Annotated in this window: 15 protein-coding genes; 8 read left to right on the top strand and 7 right to left on the bottom strand. The window is 69.9% G+C overall.

Annotated elements, in window-relative coordinates:
• The first annotated feature begins 129 nt into the window (after positions 1–129).
• Positions 130–2,883 (top strand): beta-propeller fold lactonase family protein, encoded by a 2,754-nt coding sequence (locus POL72_RS08490; protein ID WP_272094532.1) that lies wholly within the window; start codon positions 130–132, stop codon positions 2,881–2,883.
• A 276-nt stretch (positions 2,884–3,159) separates the two neighbouring features.
• Positions 3,160–4,518 (top strand): LLM class flavin-dependent oxidoreductase, encoded by a 1,359-nt coding sequence (locus POL72_RS08485; protein ID WP_272094531.1) that lies wholly within the window; start codon positions 3,160–3,162, stop codon positions 4,516–4,518.
• Between the two features lie 9 nt (positions 4,519–4,527).
• Here POL72_RS08485 and lysA read toward each other — a convergent pair whose 3' ends face one another.
• The 4 genes from lysA to POL72_RS08465 all read right to left on the bottom strand — a co-directional run bounded on the left by lysA (position 4,528) and on the right by POL72_RS08465 (position 8,631).
• Entirely contained in the window at positions 4,528–5,835 is a 1,308-nt protein-coding gene (lysA, locus tag POL72_RS08480; RefSeq protein WP_272094530.1) for a diaminopimelate decarboxylase, read from the bottom strand.
• Positions 5,836–6,021: 186 nt separating this feature from the next.
• The gene (locus POL72_RS08475; RefSeq protein WP_272094529.1) at positions 6,022–7,578 is read right to left on the bottom strand and encodes a phospholipase D-like domain-containing protein; all 1,557 of its coding nucleotides are present in this window, start codon (positions 7,576–7,578) and stop codon (positions 6,022–6,024) included.
• 7 nt (positions 7,579–7,585) lie between these two features.
• Positions 7,586–7,807 carry a hypothetical protein gene (locus tag POL72_RS08470; protein ID WP_272094528.1) on the bottom strand — a complete coding sequence of 74 codons (222 nt, stop codon included), beginning with the start codon at positions 7,805–7,807 and terminating at the stop codon, positions 7,586–7,588.
• Between the two features lie 281 nt (positions 7,808–8,088).
• The gene (locus POL72_RS08465) at positions 8,089–8,631 is read right to left on the bottom strand and encodes a hypothetical protein (protein WP_272094527.1); all 543 of its coding nucleotides are present in this window, start codon (positions 8,629–8,631) and stop codon (positions 8,089–8,091) included.
• On the opposite strand from POL72_RS08465, the gene POL72_RS08460 reads away from it, so the two are divergent.
• Complete coding sequence (locus POL72_RS08460; protein ID WP_272094526.1) at positions 8,630–9,133, top strand: hypothetical protein; 504 nt, start codon at positions 8,630–8,632, stop codon at positions 9,131–9,133. The genes POL72_RS08465 and POL72_RS08460 overlap by 2 nt on opposite strands.
• 561 nt (positions 9,134–9,694) lie before the next feature.
• On the opposite strand, the gene POL72_RS08455 is transcribed toward POL72_RS08460, so the two are convergent.
• From POL72_RS08455 to POL72_RS08445, 3 genes are all read right to left on the bottom strand, one after another.
• The gene (locus POL72_RS08455) at positions 9,695–10,447 is read right to left on the bottom strand and encodes a hypothetical protein (protein WP_272094525.1); all 753 of its coding nucleotides are present in this window, start codon (positions 10,445–10,447) and stop codon (positions 9,695–9,697) included.
• A 643-nt stretch (positions 10,448–11,090) separates the two neighbouring features.
• On the bottom strand, positions 11,091–12,287 hold the full coding sequence (locus POL72_RS08450; protein WP_272094524.1) for a glycoside hydrolase family 11 protein: 1,197 nt from the start codon (positions 12,285–12,287) through the stop codon (positions 11,091–11,093).
• Between the two features lie 834 nt (positions 12,288–13,121).
• Complete coding sequence (locus POL72_RS08445; protein WP_272094523.1) at positions 13,122–14,489, bottom strand: sigma-54 interaction domain-containing protein; 1,368 nt, start codon at positions 14,487–14,489, stop codon at positions 13,122–13,124.
• Between the two features lie 179 nt (positions 14,490–14,668).
• Between POL72_RS08445 and POL72_RS08440 the strand changes: the two genes are divergently transcribed.
• The 5 genes from POL72_RS08440 (at position 14,669) to POL72_RS08420 (ending at position 18,618) form a co-directional block, all read left to right on the top strand.
• Positions 14,669–14,992, top strand: a complete 324-nt coding sequence (locus POL72_RS08440) for a 4Fe-4S dicluster domain-containing protein (RefSeq protein ID WP_272094522.1) — start codon at positions 14,669–14,671, stop codon at positions 14,990–14,992.
• Between the two features lie 105 nt (positions 14,993–15,097).
• Positions 15,098–15,793 carry a hypothetical protein gene (locus tag POL72_RS08435; protein WP_272094521.1) on the top strand — a complete coding sequence of 232 codons (696 nt, stop codon included), beginning with the start codon at positions 15,098–15,100 and terminating at the stop codon, positions 15,791–15,793.
• A complete protein-coding gene (locus tag POL72_RS08430) occupies positions 15,790–16,332 on the top strand; it encodes a hypothetical protein (protein WP_272094520.1) in 543 nt (180 codons plus the stop codon). The genes POL72_RS08435 and POL72_RS08430 overlap by 4 nt, the downstream gene beginning before the upstream one ends.
• Positions 16,333–17,035: 703 nt before the next feature.
• Complete coding sequence (locus POL72_RS08425; protein WP_272094519.1) at positions 17,036–17,587, top strand: hypothetical protein; 552 nt, start codon at positions 17,036–17,038, stop codon at positions 17,585–17,587.
• A complete protein-coding gene (locus POL72_RS08420; RefSeq protein WP_272094518.1) occupies positions 17,584–18,618 on the top strand; it encodes an HTTM domain-containing protein in 1,035 nt (344 codons plus the stop codon). Before POL72_RS08425 ends, POL72_RS08420 begins: the two co-directional genes overlap by 4 nt.
• Positions 18,619–18,663 lie beyond the last annotated feature (45 nt).

The following is an 18,663-nucleotide window of genomic DNA, read 5'->3' as shown; positions in this document are numbered from 1 at the left end:
ATGGCCATGACGGCGCGACCGCTCGAACGCTTTTTTGTTGTTAATTGTATTTATTTTTCCTAGCTTGAAAGAATGCTGCCATCACGCTGTCTGCGCCGTTCCCTGGCTGTGAGCGCAGGTGCTACAGCCATGCTCCTCGCCGCCGCTCTCCCCGCGGCGGCCGCCACGCCGTTCACGACATTTGAATCGGGTCAGGTCCGCCCCCTGGCCCTGTCGGCGAACGGCAAGCTGCTCTTCGCGGTGAACACGCCCGACAACCGGCTGGAGATCTTCCGCGTCGAAGCCAATCGTCTGCAGCTCAAGGCGTCTGTGCCCGTGGGGCTCGAGCCGGTCGCCGTGGCTGCCCGGGGCGACGATGAAGTCTGGGTGGTGAACCACCTGTCCGACAGCGTGAGCGTGGTCGACGTTCGAGACCTCGAAAGGGCGCGCGTCGTCCGCACGCTGCTCGTGGGCGATGAGCCGCGCGACATCGTGTTCGCCGGTCCGCAGCGCTCGCGGGCCTTCATCACCACGGCCCACCGCGGGCAGAACGCCCCCTTCGATCCGCAGCTCTTGACGCCCGGCATAGGGCGCGCGGACGTCTGGGTGTTCGACGCGAGGCGGCTCGGGACGTCGCTCGGCGGCACGCCGCTCTCCATCGTGACGCTCTTCAGCGATACGCCGCGCGCGCTCGCTGTGACGCCGGACGGCAGCCGGGTCTACGCCGCCGCTTTCCACTCGGGGAACCGCACGACCGTCATCGACGAGAGCCTCGTGCCGGACGGCGGGGAGGCCGCGGGCGGGCTGCCCGGGCCCGACACCAACTTCGAGGGAGTCCCCCGGCCGGAGGTCGGGCTCATCCTTAAATTCAATGGAGCCCACTGGGTCGACGAGCTGGGCCGCCCCTTCGACGACGCGGTGCGCCTCTCGCTGCCCGACAAGGACGTCTTCGTCATCGACGCGCTCGCCAATCCGCCGCGCCAGGTGGACGGGCCAGGCGGCTTCTTCACGGGCGTGGGGACCATCCTGTTCAACATGGTCGTGAACCCTGTGAACGGGAAGGTCTATGTGTCCAACACCGACGCCCGGAACGAGGAGCGCTTCGAGGGGCCCGGGATCTTCGCTGGCCACAGCGTGCGCGGCCACCTGCACGAGAGCAGGATCACCGTCCTCGGTCCGGGCGGCGTCGCCCCGAGGCACCTCAACAAGCACATCGATTACAGCAGCTGCTGCGCGCCGGTACCGAACGACGAGAGCAAGAAGAGCCTGGCGCAACCGACGCAGATGGCGGTGACGCGCAACGGCGCGACCCTGTATGTCGCGGCGCTCGGCTCGGACAAGATCGGCGTCTTCGACACAGCGAAGCTCGAGAACGATACGTTCGTGCCCAGCGTCGCGAACCAGATCCGCGTCCCTGGCGGCGGGCCGACCGGCCTCGTCCTCGATGAAGACAGGCAGCGGCTCTACGTGCTCGCGCGCTTCGATAACGCGATCTCGGTCATCGATACCCGGACCCGCCGCGAGGTCGCGCACGTGCCGATGCACAACCCGGAGCCTCCGAGCGTCGTCCGGGGGCGCCGCGTCCTCTATGACGCATCGCGGAGCTCGAGCCACGGCGACTCGTCCTGCGCGAGCTGCCATATCTTCGGCGACTTCGACAGCCTCGCGTGGGACCTCGGGAACCCGGACGGCTCTGCGGTGGAGAACCCGGGACCGTTCTGCACCGATCTCTTCGGCCAGGATACGAGCTTGCATCCGATGAAGGGGCCGATGACGACCCAGAGCCTGCGCGGCATGGCGAACCACGGTCCGATGCACTGGCGCGGCGATCGCACGGGCGGCCAGGATGCGCCCACGTCCCAGCCGGACAGCGGGGTGTTCGACGAGCGGGCGGCGTTCAAGAAATTCAGCGTATCGTTCGTCGATCTGCTCGGGCGAGACGAGACGATCTCGGAGGAGGAGATGGACGATTTCACGGACTTCATCCTCCAGGTCACGTATCCACCCAACCCCATCCGCGCGCTCGACGACTCGCTCACGCCCGATGAGAGCGCGGGGCGCGACTTCTTCGGGGGGCCCGTGTCGAGCATCCTCGGCACCTCGTGCATCGGGTGTCACGTCGTCGACCCTGACGCCAACCCCGACGACTTCGCGCCGGGCTTCTTCGGCAGCGACGGTGGCTCGGCCAACGCCAACGAGACCCAGCTCTTCAAGGTCCCGCACCTGCGCAATCAGTACCAGAAGGTCGGGATGTTCGGCATGGCGGAGTCGTTCGTGTTCCCGTTCGGCGGCTCCAACGCGCACATGGGCGACCAGGTCCGGGGCTTTGGCTTCCTCCACGACGGCGCGGTCGATACGCTCGTTCGGTTCAACGCGTTCTCCGATTTCGTCCAGACGCCGGAGAACCCCGGTGGCTTCTCCGTCGACCCCGAGGGGGAGCTCCTGAAGCGGCAGGTGGCGGAGTACATGCTGGCGCTGGAGTCGAACCTGAAGCCCATCGTGGGCCAGCAGATCACGCTCACGTCGTCGAACGCGGCGGTGGCCGGCCCGCGCGTCGATCTGCTCGTGGCGCGCGCCGACGCCGGCGACTGCGATCTCGTGGTCAAGGGCTGGTCACAGGGGGACGAGGTGGGCTTTCTGTACATCGGCAATGGCCGTTTCGAGGCCGACCGCGCGCGCGCGCCGCGGCGATCGGACGGCGAGCTCCGCTGGCTGGGCACGAGGGGCGGCGGCGAGCTGACGTATACCTGCGTGCCGCCCGGGTCGGGCGGGCGCATCGGCGTCGATCGCGACGGCGACGGCTTCCGCGACGGCGACGAGCGGGACGCCGGCAGCGACCCGGCCGACCCGCAGAGCATTCCGCGGCGGGGACCGCACGGGCCGCCCCCGTGGCCGCATCGCTGAGCGGAACGATCGCACGCGCTCACCCGCCCATCGGCCGGTGAGCTGCCGCGGACGGGTGCTTCCCTGACAGCAATGCTTCCGCAGCGGTGGTGGTCCGTTGCTGCCCTCGCAGCACGTCGGGGGGGCAGGGGAGGGGCGGCGCTTCGATCTCCGCCGCTGCGCCCGTGGCTCAGGCGCCGGGCACGGCGCTTGCGCTCTGGGCGTGGTGATCGCGTGCGGCGGTCGCGCGGCGATGCGCCCTCCCGCGCACGTGAAGGACCGAGACAGAGGACATCCATGAGCGACAATCAGCGGAAGATCCGTTTGGGCGCCTTTTTGCCTGGCGCAGGACACCACGTGGCGGCCTGGCGGCACCCGCAGGCGCAGGCGGACGGCGGCATCAACTTCGCGCATTACAAGCGCATTGCGCAGGCGGCGGAGCGGGCCAAGTTCGACGCCGTGTTCCTGGCGGACGGGCTCGCCTTGCAGAACCGGCCCGGAGCGCAGGGCCGCACCGCTTATGGGGCCAGCTTCGAGCCGGTCACCTTGTTCTCTGCGCTCGCGGTCGTCACCGAGCGCATCGGCTTCATCGCCACCGCGTCCACCACGTACGAGGAGCCTTATTTGCTGGCCCGCAAGTTCGCGTCGCTGGACCATATCAGCCAGGGGCGGGCAGGCTGGAACGTGGTCACCACCGGCGGGGGCGAGGCGGCGGGGAACTTCGGGCTCGACGCTCACCCCGATCACGCGCAGCGCTATGTCCGGGCGCGCGAGTTCGTCGATGTGGTGACCGGCCTGTGGGACAGCTGGGAGGACGACGCCTTCCTCCGCGACAAGGCGTCGGGGGCTTACTACGATCCGGCAAAGCTCCATACGCTCGATCACAAGGGGAAGTTCTTCTCCGTTCGAGGGCCGCTCAACATCCCGCGTCCGCCGCAGGGACACCCGGTGATCGTGCAGGCGGGGTCGTCGGAGGCGGGCAGGGAGCTCGCGGCCGAGACCGCCGAGGTGATCTTCACCGCGCAGCAGACGCTGGAAGACGCGCAGGCCTTTTACGCCGACGTCAAAGGCCGGATGGCCAAGTACGGGCGGCACCCCGACCAGCTGAAGATCATGCCGGGGGTGTTCCCCGTGGTCGCCAGGACGGAGTCGGAGGCCAGGGCGAAGTACCAGGAGCTGCAGGACCTCATCTTGCCGGAGGTCGGGCTGTCGCTGCTCTCGGGCCTGTCGGGCGGGATCGATCTGTCCGCGTATCCGGTGGACGGGCCGCTCCCCGAGCTGCCCGAGACCAACAACAACAAGAGCCGGCAAGCGCTGATGTTCGACATCGCGCGCAAGCGCAACCTCTCCATCCGGGAGCTCTACCTCTGGGTGGCTGGAGCGCGCGGGCACTGGACGATCGTGGGCTCGGTGGAGCAGATCGCGGATCAGCTGGAGGCGTGGTTCACGCAGGGCGGCGCCGACGGGTTCAACGTGATGCCGCCGTGGCTCCCGGGCGGGCTCGACGACTTCATCGAGCTGGTGATCCCGGAGCTGCGGCGGCGCGGGTTGTTCCGAACGGAGTACGAGGGCCGCACGCTGCGGGAGAACCTCGGGCTGGCCCGGCCGGCAAACCGCCACGCGGCCAGCGCGAAGCCGCGGGCGTCGGCGGCCTGAAGCTCGCGCTCAGCCGCAGCCGGTCGCGCCTGCCGCCTCTCCTGCCGCCGTGCGCAGGCGCTCCTTGATGTCGTCGGACAGGCACATCCGCGAGACCATGTCCTCGAACGTGTCGCGCCGCCGGATGAGCCGGCTCTTCCCGCCGTCGATGAGCACCTCGGCCGGCCGCAGCCGGCCGTTGTAGTCGTAGCTCATCACGTGGCCATACGCGCCCGCGTCCATCAGGACGACCACGTCCCCCGCGGCGACGTCCGCGGGGAACTCGCGCTCCGCGATCCACATGTCCGTGTTCTCACAGACCTGGCCCGTCATCGCCATCGGCGCCGTCGGGCCGAGGCGGCCGTTGATCCGCACCTCGTGGTACGCGCCGTACATCACCGGGCGCGCCATCGTGTTCATCGAGATGTCCGTGCCGATGATCGTCTTGTATCCCTGCTTGATCGAGATCACCCGCCCGAGCACGTAGCCCGCGTCCCCGACGAAGTAGCGCCCCGGCTCCATGACGAGGCGCGGCTCCTTCAGGCCGTGCTCCGCGCACTTCTTCCGGACCACCGCGGCGATCCCGCGGGCGACGGCCTCCACGTCGAGCGGCGGCTGCTCCCTCCGGTAAGGGATGCCGAGCCCGCCGCCGATGTCCATGAACGCGAGGTCGAAGCCGAGCTTCCGGGCCACCGGGCCGATCAGGTCGAGCAGCTTGCCTGTGACGTGCGCGAAGTTCTCCGGCTTGTGCGCCTGCGAGTGGGGCATCATGTGCACCCCGAGCCGCTCGACCCCGTTCTCGAGCGCGGTGCGATAGGCCTCCTCCACGTAGCGCGGGTGGATCCCGAACTTCGCCGACGGGCCCGCGAACGGCTTCAGATCGGGGGTCGCGATGTCCTCGCCGCTCGGGTTGATCCGGAACGACAGACCGCGCGGCTTCCCGAGCGAGAACAGGCGCTTCAAGATGCCGTGATCATCCACGTTGAAGACCACCCCGGCGCGCAGCCCCGCGGCCAGGTCCTCGTCCGACAGGCTGTTGCCCGTGTAGATGATCTGCTCGCCCGACAGCCCGAGCGCCTGCGCCAGGCGGATCTCGTTCGGGCTCGCGGCGTCCACGCCGGAGCCCTCGTCGACCAGGAGCTTCGCTACCTCCAGGTTGTTGCACGCCTTGATGGCATAGAAGACGGACACCTCCGGGTAATTGCCGCGCAGCGCCCGCGTGAGTCGACGGAAGTTCTCCCGGATGCGCTCGGCATCGTAGGCATAGAGCGGTGTTCCGTATTGCTCCGCGAGGTCGCGGACCGAAATGCCCCCGATCTTGATCTCTGCCTCTTGCATACTCCTCGTCGCGTCAACGCTTCAACTTTGAGAGACAACCCGAAGAAACCGTTCGCAATTCCGCGGCACAGCCTACCATGTGCCCCTGGCGGCCGGAAGGGGCGCGCCCTGCCTCGGGGTCCGGGAAGACCGCGGGGGCCCGCGCCCCCGCCTTCCAGGCGCTCGCCCGGAGCGCCTCGCGCGCGCCTATTTCGCGGGGTCCCGGCTGACGAAGAGGTGCCGCCAGAGCGCGCCGAGCCCGCCGACGAACAGCGAGCCCTGGCGCTGGTCGATGTCCTCGACCGCGGCGGGGTCGAACGGCAGCTGCTGCGGGTCGATCACCTCGAGCAGGGCGCGCTCGTCCGCCGTGGGTGAGGGGTGGAGCCTCAGCCGGCACGAGCTCCCAGGCGTGCGCGGCCCGGTCGCCGGGCTCGCCAGCCCGTCGAGGCAGGCGACGAGGTCGTCCACCCGATCGAAGTCCGTGTCCCCCAGGTGCTCGCCGATGAGCGACGCGCGCGCCGCGCGGATCGAGCGGCCCAGCGCGTCGTCGGGGTCGCCGGTCTCGACCGAGGCGTTGATCTCCGTGTCGATCGAGAGGCTGCGGTTCGTCAGGTTGGCCGAGCCCACGGTGAGGAAGCGGTCGTCGACGATCATCAGCTTCGAGTGGATGTACGTGGCGCGTTCGGCGGTCTCGTCCTCGGCGCACGCCGGCAGGGTGTAGTAGACGCCGAGGTGATGGCCGGTCTCGGCCGCCACGTCGCGCAGCCCGCCGAGCACCTTGGCCTGGGAGAGGCCGACGGCGATCTGCTCCTTCATCGTCTCGGCCTCCATGTTGAGCACGAGCACCACGTCGAGGAGGGGCCGGCCCTCCGCGCGCATCCGCCGCGCGAGCCCCTCGGCGATGACGTGAGAGCTGAAGTACTGCGTCTCGATGTAGATGAAGCGCTCCGCGGCGTCGATGGCGTCGAGGTAGAGGTCGCGTATCTCCGTGCGGTGCGGGGCGCCGGTGGGCGCGCCGTGCGGATCGGTGCGGCTCAGCGTCACGTGCGCCGCCGCGAGGGGGACGCCGCCCTCGGGCCGGTAGTCGGGGAACGTCGGATCGGCCCCGTCGAGGTCCGGCAGCGTGATGTCCACGCCGCCCGCGCGCCGCCAGCGGTCCGTGAAGATCTCTGTCAGCGCCCGCGCGACCGCGCGGCTGCGCAGGTAGGCCTGCACGTCGTGAAACGGCTTGTGCGGCTCTCCGCGGCTGACGCGGAGCGGGTTCTTGTTCGTGTGGCTGCGGTCGTCCCAGCGGTGGTCGCAGAGGTCGAGGCCGCCGAGGAACGAGAGCTCGCCGTCCACCACCACGAACTTCTGGTGGTGCGAGGCGCGCTCGACGTGGGTGGCGTCGAAGAGGAAGCGCAGGCGATGGTTGGTCCACTCGAAGACGAGCTGCTGGAGCCACTCGCGCTCGAGCGCGAACACGAGGTGGAAGTCCCACGCGAGGATGAAGATCTGGAGATCAGGGCTCTGCTCGCAGAGGTGGTTCAGGAATTTGAGCAGCGTGATCGGGCTCGACACCTGCTCCTCCCTACCGCCCCGGAGCAGGGCGACGTCGCTGTCGAACTGCCAGCCGGCGAGGAGCAGATACCGCCGCGCGCTGGACGCGACCCGGTAGAACTCGGGGTAATACTCGTCGGCGTCGACCAGCAGGCCGATGTCGTCCACCGGGGTGTCGCACCACGTGTGGCGTCGAGGGTCGATGATCGTCCGTGCGCCCTTCATCGCGCGCCTATGGCTTCAGGTGCTCCTCGACGAGCCGCTTCAGGCCCGCCACGTCGGGCCGGCTTCCGCTCGCTTCGCCGATCGCGGCGAGCCGCTCCGCCTCGTCGCGCGAGAGATCGGGGCATATCCACTCCAGCAACGCTGCCCAGTCCGGCGCGCCGTCGCAGCTATAGCAGTCATCGGGGATGGGTGTATTGTCGGGGAAATTCCGGAAAACCAGGTACGGCATCGCATCTACCTTCGTGCCGGGATCGCGGTCGCGTCGCCACCGTGTTGCCACCACGGCTCGCGCTTGCGCGCGCCCGCGGAGCGCTGGCCACATAGGCTATGGGGCCGGCGGAGCGAGGGAGCAAGCGTGCCCGGGGCCGCCGGGGCCCTCCGCCGACGGGCCGTGCCCCGAGCGGGGGGCGGTGCGCGTTCAGGGGAGAAGCAGGAAGGAGGCCGCGTGGCGCGCGCGACGGCGATCAGGCCATCGCGCTGGCATCACCCACGCGCCGTCGCTCGGCCGTGTCAGGGGGCGCAGCCGATCCGCTCCGGCGCGACCGCCACGTCGTCATACCACATCGTCCGCGCCGGGCCGTGGAAGCCGAGGTAGCCGAAGCTGAACGTCTTGTAGTTGAGCGTCTTCACGCCGGTCTTGTCGATGATCTTGGTGCCGTTGGCGTAGACCTGGACGCCGCCCTTGGCGCCGTCGAAGTAGGCCTCCATGCAGTGCCACTGGTCCTTGGGGAGCTTCACACCGTTGCTCCCGCACCGGGTCTCGCCGCCCGTGGACAGGGTGACATCGTCGTGCAGGTTCAGCACGATCTGGCAGTACTGCTCGGCGACCTCCATGTTGTCGCCCGTGTTCGGCTCGCCGTCGCCCGTCATGGCCTGGAAGTAGGCGTTGTGGTCGGACTGGCCGAGATCGACGCTGCTGCGCACGTAGAGCCGGACCCAGAACGTCGAGCTGGGCGACGGGACGGAGAGCATCCTCCAGTCGTAGCCGGCGGCACCGGGGTTCACGCGCAGCGCGCGCGTGCCGGCGTGGAAGATCGAGGAGTCGATCGCCATGTTCTTCAGCGCATCGGCCGCCTGGTACGAGGGACGGTACGTCGCGCCCTCGGGCAGCCCGTCGCCCTCGAAGTCGGAGCAGAACGTCGCGCTCGCCGGGCACCCGCCGGTCGGCGTCCCGCTGCCGGTGCTCGACGTGGCGCTCGTCTCGGGTGTCCCGGTGCTCGTGGTGCTGGTGCTGCTGGGGTCACCGCCGCCCCCGCTGCTGCTGCTGCTGCTGCCGTTGCTGGTGGTGCTGCCGTTGCTGGTGGTGCCGCTGCTGCCGCTGCTGGTGGTGCCGCTGCTGCTGCTGCTGCCGGCGACGGGGCTGCCCGCGCCCGAGCTCACGCTCGAGGCGCCGCCGGTTCCCGCGCCGCTGCCGCCCGCGCCCCCCGTTTCCGAGGAGTCGCCAGCGCCGTCCGAGCAGCCCGCCGCCGCAGCGGACAGGGCCAGACAGGAGATCCCAACCCAAGTGAAGCGTGTGATTTCGCGATGGAAAGTCATGTTGATGCCCGAAAGGTGATAGGCCCGTTCGCCGGAGCTGCGCGCTGCCGCAGCGCGGCACGTCTGCCGGTGATCCTAAGAAGCTGCCGCTGCGCCGAGGCGCTACCAGCGCCCGACGCGGCTCACAGCTCTAGCAGAATTCGCCGCACCTCGGGAGGTGTTCTTCCGGGTCCAGATGGGCAGTAAACTTCTCAGCGGAGCGGCGAGCGCGGATGGCGCGGCGCCTGGGCGGGCTAGACGGCCAAGCAGCGGAGGGCGAGCTCACGGCGGCGCTCCCCGGCAAGGCGGATGCGCCGAGCAAGGCCGCGGCGGCGGGGCGCACGACCTCGTCGAGCGCGCGGCGGAGGGCGGCGGCGACCTCCGCACCGCCGAGCCGCCCGTGGGCCGCTAGCTCGGAGCTCGCCGCGGCGCCGCTGACGAAGCCGGCTGGCACCTCCTCGCCCGCCGCGAAGGCGTCGACCACGGCGGCGCGCACCTCGGCGCCGCCCGCCTTGGCCGGCTCGCGTCTGCCGTCGCTGGCTCGCTCCGATTCTGCGAGGCGTTCTCACGAGAGCCGCGGCCCCGGAATGAGAGCGGTCCGTCACAGCGCGCGACAACCTGGATTGATGGAGTGCACATAGTCGTCGGCCTCGCCGATGATCTGAACGATGGCGCTCCCCATCGGGCATTTGACCCCGTAACCTGTGCTGTGCATGTTGCCGATGCCGGGGCCGACATTGACGCTATCGCTCATCTTCCATGCTTCGACCGTCTGGCACAGCAGCTCGACCCGGTAAACCTGGGTGTCGACCCAGATGTTGATCCCGACCAGGACCTGGTTCGCAGGGCAGATCACGCTGCCCGGTCCGCCGCCGTTGCCGCCGGCGGTCACGGTCTGGAAGGCGGTGCCCAGGGTGCCGTCGCCGGCGAGCGGCGCGCAGATCAGGCCGATTTGATCGATCGAGCCGCCGCTCCGGCCGTGGACACCGACTGCCACGTTGCCGCTACCACAGGGGATTACGTAAGAGTTGTCGTCGCCCGTGCCGCCGGCGCCGCCCGTGCCGCCGGCGCCGCCCGTGCCGCCGGCGCCGCCCGTGTCGCCGGCGCCGCCCGTGCCCCCCGTGCCCCCCGTGCCACCGGCGCCGCCCATGCCGCCGCCGCCCGCGTCACCGCCGGCCGTACCACCGCCGCTGCCGCCAGCGCCGCCGCCCGTCGCGCCCGCGGTGCCCGAGAAATCGAGATCGTCGACCCCCGAGATCGCGTTGCATGCCGCGCTCCAGCAGACGACGGCGAGCGCCGCGGCCATGACCGTCGCGAGAGGCTTCGTCGTCCGGACTGCTGCGTGTTCTCTCATCAGAAGCTCCCGTGGCGGGTGATCTTGCCGGGCCCGAGGCTCGCCTGGAGGGCTGACGAAGCCGAGGGGCCGAGGTGCAGGGTGGGGTCAACCTGGGGGGGTCGGGTCGGCGGCATGAGGGCTCCCCGTTCGGGGATCGAGGTCTCGGCGCGGGCGATGGTCTGCTGTTCCGAGGCCTGGCTGACCCGGAGGGTGCGGTCGTCGTGCCGGGTGGTCAACGACGAGGGCAGCCAGGGCGCCTGGCGTGACCATACCCGCGAGAATGGCCGGAAGGAACCCGAACCTCGCCCCGGAGGCGCTCGGGAAAGCGTCGCCGGCCAGCGGCAGGCCCTCGCGGGGAGGCAAACACCCGGGCGTGCGCGGGCGACGCCCCTCGCGCCGCCGATGGTTGGCGACGCCATGGCGGAGCTGCGACGTCGCGGGGAGCGGCGAAGGGGCTCCTGCGAGGCAGGCGAGCTGAGCGCGCCCGATGCGGTGCGAGCGAGAGCGATCGGCGACGGCGGCCGCCAGCCGCTCGAGCCTGCTCCGCGTGTCTGCCAGATGGGTGGGGGGAGTCGTGCCCGGGGCTGAAGAAGTCCGGGCACGTGGCGCGCGGGATGGACATCCCGCGCGCGTTCATCATGCGACGCTCAAGGCCGAGCGCTCACTTCATCGACACGCTCACGTTGGCGCTACCGCTGCTCTGATAGCCCTCCACGACCATCGAGACCTCGTACAGGTTCCCCATCTTCATCCCCAGGCGATCCCACGCGTTGAAGTGGTTGGCGACGGTGATGGTTCCGCTCGTGCGCTTCTGCTGCCGGACGCTCCAGAACTGATAGAAGGTGGTCGAGTTGCCTTCGATCGACGGCTGGTTGACTCGCTGGGTCCGATAGATGTCATAGGTGCCTCCGTCGCTGGTGACGGTGCCCATGAATCCCTGGCCGCCCGGCGGACGCCAGGTGCCCCAGCTGTCGACGATGTAGTACTCCACGAGCGGGCTCTTCGTCCACCCGTAGACGGCCAGGTACGAGTTGCCGTTCGGCCGGTAGTCGGCCTGGTAGGTCACGATCTGGTTCTTCGACCCGGGCCTCAGACCCTTACGGCCCAGCAGGTTGTTGATGTTGCTCCATTCGACGTTGAAGCCGTTCGCCGTGTTGGTCTGGCATCCGCTCCCGGTGTCCTTCCAGTATTCGAAGGTGTAGCCGCAGTGGGTGCCCGTCTGATTACCGCAGACCTGCTGGTTGGGTGAATTGCACGTGCTGCCGCCGCCGGAGCCGCCCGACCCGCCGGAGCCGCCCGCCCCGCCGCCGCCGCCGGCGCCTCCCGCGCCCGAGCTGCTGCTCGAGCTCGCGCTGCTGCTCGAGGAGCTCGCGCTGCTGCTCGAGCTCGCGCTGCTGCTCGACGACGAGGACGCGCTCGAGCCGTCGATGTTGCCGCCGGAGCCGGTGACCGAGGCGATCGTGGGCCGCCCGCTGCCGTTCGCGCAGAACCCCCACTCCGTCGAGGAGCCCTTGGCGATCGCGCCGTTATGGCTCACGTTCGTGGCGGTGAACTGGCCGCCCGAATCCGTGGCGTTCACGTTCCACGAGTTGCTCCTCGTCGAGCCGTTGAGCCCGACGACGACGTTCCAGCCCGTGGTCGCCGGGCTGCGGGAGTTGTTCTTGACCGTCACGTTCGCGCAGTAGCCGCTTCCCCAGTCCGAGGTGACGGCGACGTTCGCCGACATCGAGCGGTCCGCGCTGTCCAGCGCGCCCTCCTGTGCCTCGATGTCCTCGTCCACGATGTTCTCGACGCTGCACGCCAGCAGGCCACACGCGATCGAAGCGGATAGATAGCCAAGTAAGGGAACGATGCGCATTTAAGATTTCTCCATGATCGGATCGGCGGAGTCACGGCCTCTGCTCGAAATGGATTTGTGAACCATCGAGGAAGACGCGAGCCCTCCGAGTCCTTGGTTAAAGTTCAAAATTCCCGGCCAGCGTGCTCGTGATCCGGTGATCACGGATGCGCCCGCGGGCCTGCGCCGACCACATGCCTGGCAATCACGATGTTTGTCGGACAGATGCTCACATGCGAACACCCCGTGTGACGGGGCCGGGCATCAACTCGGAAAAAGCAAGAACAACTCGAACGCGAAGCCGCAAGAAGCAAGTAGCCCCGGCAGTGTCACCCGGAGTCGACCTCTGTACGATCCTGCAACCGTCTGCGGCCCCCGGCCGAGTACGGTCCGGATCGTCAAAGGGGATTAGAATATTCATACAGACAGGAGGTGAAAGTCAAGACTCTTTTCTAAGTCGCGTCCGCTTTTCCCCGGCCCGCCCAGCTGCGTCCTTGGCGTGCTGCTGTTGGTTGTCTCGTAGAGCGCAAGATCCAGCCACGTTGCGCGCGTACGTCCGACGATAGAATCCAGATTCGTTCACTCTCCTCGAAAAGCGACGAACTCTCGAAGAAAACCGGTTTTGCGACGATCGGCGTCATCCGGTATTGCGGTGAAACTCCACGAGGAACAGGGCCTGACCGTCAGGGTCGAACTGATGCAGCAGCTCTGATACGACGATCCTGGGGCGCTCCGGATCCAGGGGAATCTCTCGACCGCCGGGCCCGTCGGTGCGACGGCGGAGCCGCCTGGAGGTCATGTGGATCACGCCCCCACACCGGGTAGGGTGGCATGGTTTGACGGGCCTCTCGGTCGTCAGCCCTTCTCTCCGCCCTTCCGGATCCCGAGCTTCCGCATCTTGCTTTGCAGCGTCGTCGGCTTGAGCCCCAGCGCCGCCGCGGCCCCGTCCTCTCCGTAGATCTTCCCGCCCGCGGCCCGCAGCGCCTCCTCGATGCAGCGCTGAGCGGCCTCTCGGTACGTCGTCACGCGCCCTGTCGCGCCGGGCGCAGCAGAGAGCGGCGCTGACAAGATGAGCTCGTCTCCTGTCGACATCACCATCGACCGCTCGATCACGTTCTCGAGCTCCCGCACGTTGCCCGGCCAGCCGTGCGCCCGCAGCCGCGCCATCGACTCCGCGCTCACCCGCGGCGGCGTCCGGCCGAAGGTCGCCGCCACCTTCTCGACGATGACGCGCGTGAGCGGCTCCAGGTCCTCTGGCCGCTCCCGCAGCGGGGGGACGATGATCGGGAATACCTGCAGCCGATAATAGAGGTCGTCGCGGAACGCTCCGCTCGCCACCATGGCCTCGAGCGGCCGGTGCGTCGCGGCGATCACCCGCACCGAGACGCGCACCGCGCCCTCGCCGCCGACGCGCTCGATCTCGCCCTCCTGGAGCACGCGCAGGAGCTTCGCCTGCGCCGCCCTGGGCAGCTCGCCGACCTCGTCGAGCAGCAGCGTCCCGCCGCTCGCGCGCTCGAACAGCCCGAGGTGCCGCGCCGCAGCGCCCGTGAACGCGCCGCGCTCGTGGCCGAACAGGGCGCTCTCGACGAGCCCCTCGGGCAGCGCTCCGCAGTTGACCGCGAGGAACGGCCGCTCTGCGCGGCGCGAGAGCGCGTGGATGCGGCGCGCGATCACCTCCTTGCCCGTGCCCGTCTCGCCGCGGACAAGCACGGTCGTGTCCTGCCGCGCGACGAGCGGCACCATCTGCTGGAAGATCGCCCGCATCGCCGGGCCCACCGCGACCACCTCCCTCGGCAGCGCGACGCGATCGAGCTCCTCCTTCAGCGTCCGCTTCTCCCCCTGCGCGCGGCGCGCGATGGCCGCGACGCGCCCGAGGACCTGCACCTGCCGCAGCGCCACGGCGAGCAGGCGACCGATCGCCTCGAGCAGCGCGGGCGAGACGTCGAGCGCCGCGCCGTCGCCGAGCGCCATCGTGGCGCAGCCGACGGCGCCCTCCGCGTCGCGGAGCGCGAAGACGGCCATCGTCTCGCCGCCCGCGCCGCGCCGGACCTCCGGCGCGCCTGGGGCGGCCGCGCCGCGGCGCAGATCGAGCCGCCGCAGCGGGAGATGGCGCGAGAGCGCGGCGCTCACCGCCGGGACGAGCGTCGCCTCGGTGTGCGCGCGGGCCGAGGCCTCGCCGAGGTCGGCGAGCAGGAGGAGGGCGTGATCGGCGGAGGCGGTCATCGTGCGCGGAGCGAGGCCGACGAAATGGCGTCGTGCGGCACCGTAGGAGCGTTGTCTGGACCGCACAAGGCCGGCGAAAGCCCGGGAAAAGCCGCTCGGGCCGCGGGCACGCTCCCTGCTCCCTGCCGAAGGGGGGAGAGGAGAGCGCGCGGAGGACCGCGCCGCGGAAAGGAACCCTCATGGCCTACGTCATCGCCGAGCCCTGCGTCGCCACGTGTGATACCGCCTGTGTCCCCGTCTGCCCCGTGGACTGCATCCACGGCCCGCTCGCGGCGGACGAGATCTCGCGCATTCCCGAGGCAGAGCGGAAGACACGCCTCGCCGGCCTCCAGCTCTACATCGATCCCGAGTCGTGCATCTGCTGCGGCGCCTGCGAGAACGAGTGCCCGGTGGGCGCCATCTTCGATGAAGACGAGCTGCCGGCCGAGTGGCAGCGTTACCGGGAGATCAACGCCCGCTTCTTCGACGACCGCGCGACGGAGCGCGCTCCGGAGAGGACCTGAGCGCGGCTCGGGAGCGGCCGATATCGGCGAGCGACACGAGGAGAGGCGGAGGTGGCTGCGGGGCATTGACAGCCCGGAGTCGCCGCGATGTCATGATTCTCTCACGTGCTCCGCCCACCGGTCAGCTTCCAGGCGCGCGCGATGTGCATCGGGCTCTGCTGTGCGGCGCTCGCGTGCATGGCGCCGCCCGGCCCGAAGGGCGTGCTTCCCTTCCTCGCGTCTCCGGCGGGGCTGGGCGTCGCCGCGCTGGCGCTCATGGCGCTGGGGACGTCGATCGAGGAGCTCGGCAGGATCCGGCGCATCCGCGCCGGCGTGGGCCTCTGCATCGTGGCCGCCGCGCTCATCGCGGCCGGCGCGCTGTGGGGCGCCGCGCTGCCCGCGCTCAAGCCGTCGCTCGCCTGGTTCGCCTGGCTTCTTTATGGCGCCGGCGCGACCGGCGTCGCCCTCGCGCTCCGGCGTGACATCGCCGTCTTCCGCGATCCGCGTCACGGTCAATCCGTCCGCCTGGAGTCGATCTCGGCCGACGCCGTTCGTCTCATCGCCAACGGCGCTCCGGTCACCATCCCCGCCGCGCAGATCCGCGGCGTGAGCCTCGGCGCCGGCCTCGAAGGGCGGGGCGTCTTCGTCCTCGTCGGCAGCCGGGACAAGGTGATCGGCGACGCGCGCGCGCTCCCCTGGGTCGCCGCCCACCGGGACGGCGACACCTTCCTCTTGACCGAGCACCAGGCGGCGATCGACGCAGAGGTCCTGGCCGTGCGGCTGCACGAGGCGGCTGCCGCCAGCGGAGGGGATTATCGATGAAGGCGAGCGAACACGCTGCGGACGACGCTCTCGAGATCCCGCTCCGCCGTCCCTACCCGGAGCTCCTCCTGAGCGCCCTCTTCTTTGCAGTCTGCGCGGCGGTCCTCGCCCACCGGGCCCAGACGAACGATCGCGGCCTGATCCTGAACGGGATCATCCATTTCGAGCCCGGAGGCGCCGAGGTCTTCTACTGGGTGCTGGCGATCCTGTCAGGGGCCTTCTGCGCGCTCGGCGTCGCCGGCGCTGCGCGGTTTGCGGCGCTCAAAGAGTTCCGGATCGTCCTTGGCCCTCGATCGATCACCTTGCCGTCGATGCATCCGCTCCGTGGCGCGCGGGAGGTCACCGTGCCCCTCGATCGCGTCGAGTCGGTGGAGCTGCAGCCCCCGGCCAAACCGATCACGCTGGTGATCCGCGAGGACGATCGCGCCCACAGCATCCCGCAGCGCTGGCTCGCCAAGGGCTGGCCGGCCGAGGAGGTCGCCGGCGCGATCATCGCGCGGGTGCGGGGGGCACACGCCGGGGAGCGCGACGGCGGGTAGCGCCCCGAGGCGGTGAGATCGTGGCGGCGATGAGGCGGTAGCGCTGCTGCCGCACGAGCACGAGAAGGAGGAGCTCCTCGGGCTTGCCCAGCGCATGAGGCCCCTCGTCCCCTTCACAGGAGGCCAGGAATCGCCGGCACACTCGCCGCGTCCAAAGCCCCTCCTTGGACGGCGCCGGGCCGTCCCTGGCTGTGCGCTTGCCCCTCTTGGCGTCGGGCGCACCATCACCCGGCACGTAAGTCAGCGTGCCCGGATGGAAGGACAGGAATCGAAAATGAAACAGTCGAGGTTGACCGGCGCTCTCGTGGCGACCGCGGTCGTCGTTGTCGCTCCGCTCGCTCGTGCGGCCAGCACGATACCGATTCAGGACCTCGCGCTCGTCGAGGAGACGAGCGCGTCGGGCTCGGCGGACGCGAGCGCCAGCGATCGTCAGGGCCACCACGGGCATCACGGCCTCCACGGGGCTCACGGCCATCACGGCCATCACGGCCATCACGGCCCTTGGGGGGTCAGGGGCGACGTTTCGCGGGCAGGGCTCCCGGCTCCGGTCGTGAGCCTGACGGCTGGTCAGCGCTGATCCCTGACGGCCCATGGCGCCGCTTGCAGGTCGAGTCGACGCTCGGCCCCAGCGCCGCCTTGCCGGCAACGCGGATCGTCCTGTCGGGAGAGGTGCCGGCGTCGTGGCACCCTGGAGGTGAGTCGCATGAACGGAACAGCCACGGGCCGAAGGCGGGCCGTCCTTCTGCTCGCCGCAGCGGCGGCGCACCTCGCGGTGGTCTGCCTGGGCGCTCTGCACGTCAGCGTGGGAGACGGGGGATGGGCGCGCCGGGCGGTGCAGGTTTATGGCCTGCTCTCCGGAGCGGACAGCGGGTACTCGTTCTTCGCTCCAGGGGTCGGGACGACGCTCTCCGCGAGCTTTCAGGTGAACGGCGCGAACGGGAGCAAAGCCACCGACGTCCTGGAGACGGGGGTGAGCCGTGAAGCGGATATCCGGGTCAGGAACATCATCGGGATGTTCTCGCTGGAGGACGATCCGATGGTGAGGCGCTCGCTCGTGGCTTCCTGGGCCGGCAAGGTGCTCGCCAGGCACCCAGACGCCGACAGCGTCGTCGTACGACTCGACACGTTCGAGCTCCCCACGATGGCGGAGTACCGCGACGGCAAGCCCACGGGATGGAAGCTGAATTATCGAGCGAAATTCGTTCATCGCGCGAAGCTCGCGCGCGCGCAGCAGAGCGGCGGGAGCGCGCCGTGAACGCGCGGTCGACGGCTGCTCCCCGGGCCGCGATCGAGCGTGGGATCGCGCGAGCGTGCGCGGCCGTCGATCGCTTCGCCTTCGCTCCTGCGTCGGCGGCGCCGCTCGCCGTCCTCCGGATCGGGCTCGCCTCGGTTCTTCTCATCCAGGCGGCGATGGTCGCTCCTGCGCTCTTCGAGCTTTATGGGCGATCGGGCATCCTCCAGACTCCATTCCTCGACGCGCTCGGGAGGCCGGGGGCTGTCCGGCTCAGCTGGCTGATAGACCGCCTCGCCGCGCTCGGAATCGGAGAGGCGCCCATCATCGCCGCCGTGGGCGCCCTCTACGTGCTCGCGCTCGGCGCGCTGCTCGCGGGATGGTACACGAGGGTGGCCGCGGCAGGCGCCTGGTTCGCCCACCTGATGCTGATGATGACGGCGGACAGCACGAATTACGGCGTGGACCAGTTCGCCAACATCTTCCTGTTCTATCTCCTGTGGATGCCGGCGGGAGCGGCGCTCTCGCTCGATCGACGGCTCGGCCGCGCGCCCGCCGGGCCCACGAGCATGGCGCGGCTCGCCCTGCGCGTGGTGCAGATCCACCTCTGCATCGTCTACCTCGCGAGCGGGCTGGGAAAGGCGCTCGGTGAGCAGTGGTGGAACGGCGATGCCATCTGGCGGACGCTCAACCTGCCCGAGTATCGCCAGCGCGACTTCACCTGGCTTGCCCGCTATCCATGGCTCGCCGTGGGCGCCGGCTGGATGGTGCTGCTCATCGAATGCGGCTATCCCCTCATGATCTGGCCGCGGCGCACCCGGCGGCTCTGGGTGGCGGCCACCGTGGCGCTCCACGTCGGCATCGCGGCCTTCATGGGGCTCGGCACCTTCGGAGCCATCATGACCGTGCTGACCATCTCTGCGTTCGCGGTGCGCGCAGATGAAGGGTCGGCAGGCAGCAGCTCGACCGGAGCATCGCGGACAGCGCCGTGCGCGTGGGCCCACCGGGCGGCGGCGGCGCCGGGGGGCGCAAGCGGGCAGCGCGCCGGCGGGTAGCGCCCCGCAGGTCGTGGGATCTCGGCGGCGATGCGGTAGTAGGAT

This window comes from Sorangium aterium (genome assembly GCF_028368935.1).
Taxonomy (GTDB): domain Bacteria; phylum Myxococcota_A; class Polyangia; order Polyangiales; family Polyangiaceae; genus Sorangium; species Sorangium atrum.
Note: the sequence above shows the minus strand (reverse complement) of the source record. Positions and strands in the feature narration are given on the sequence as shown.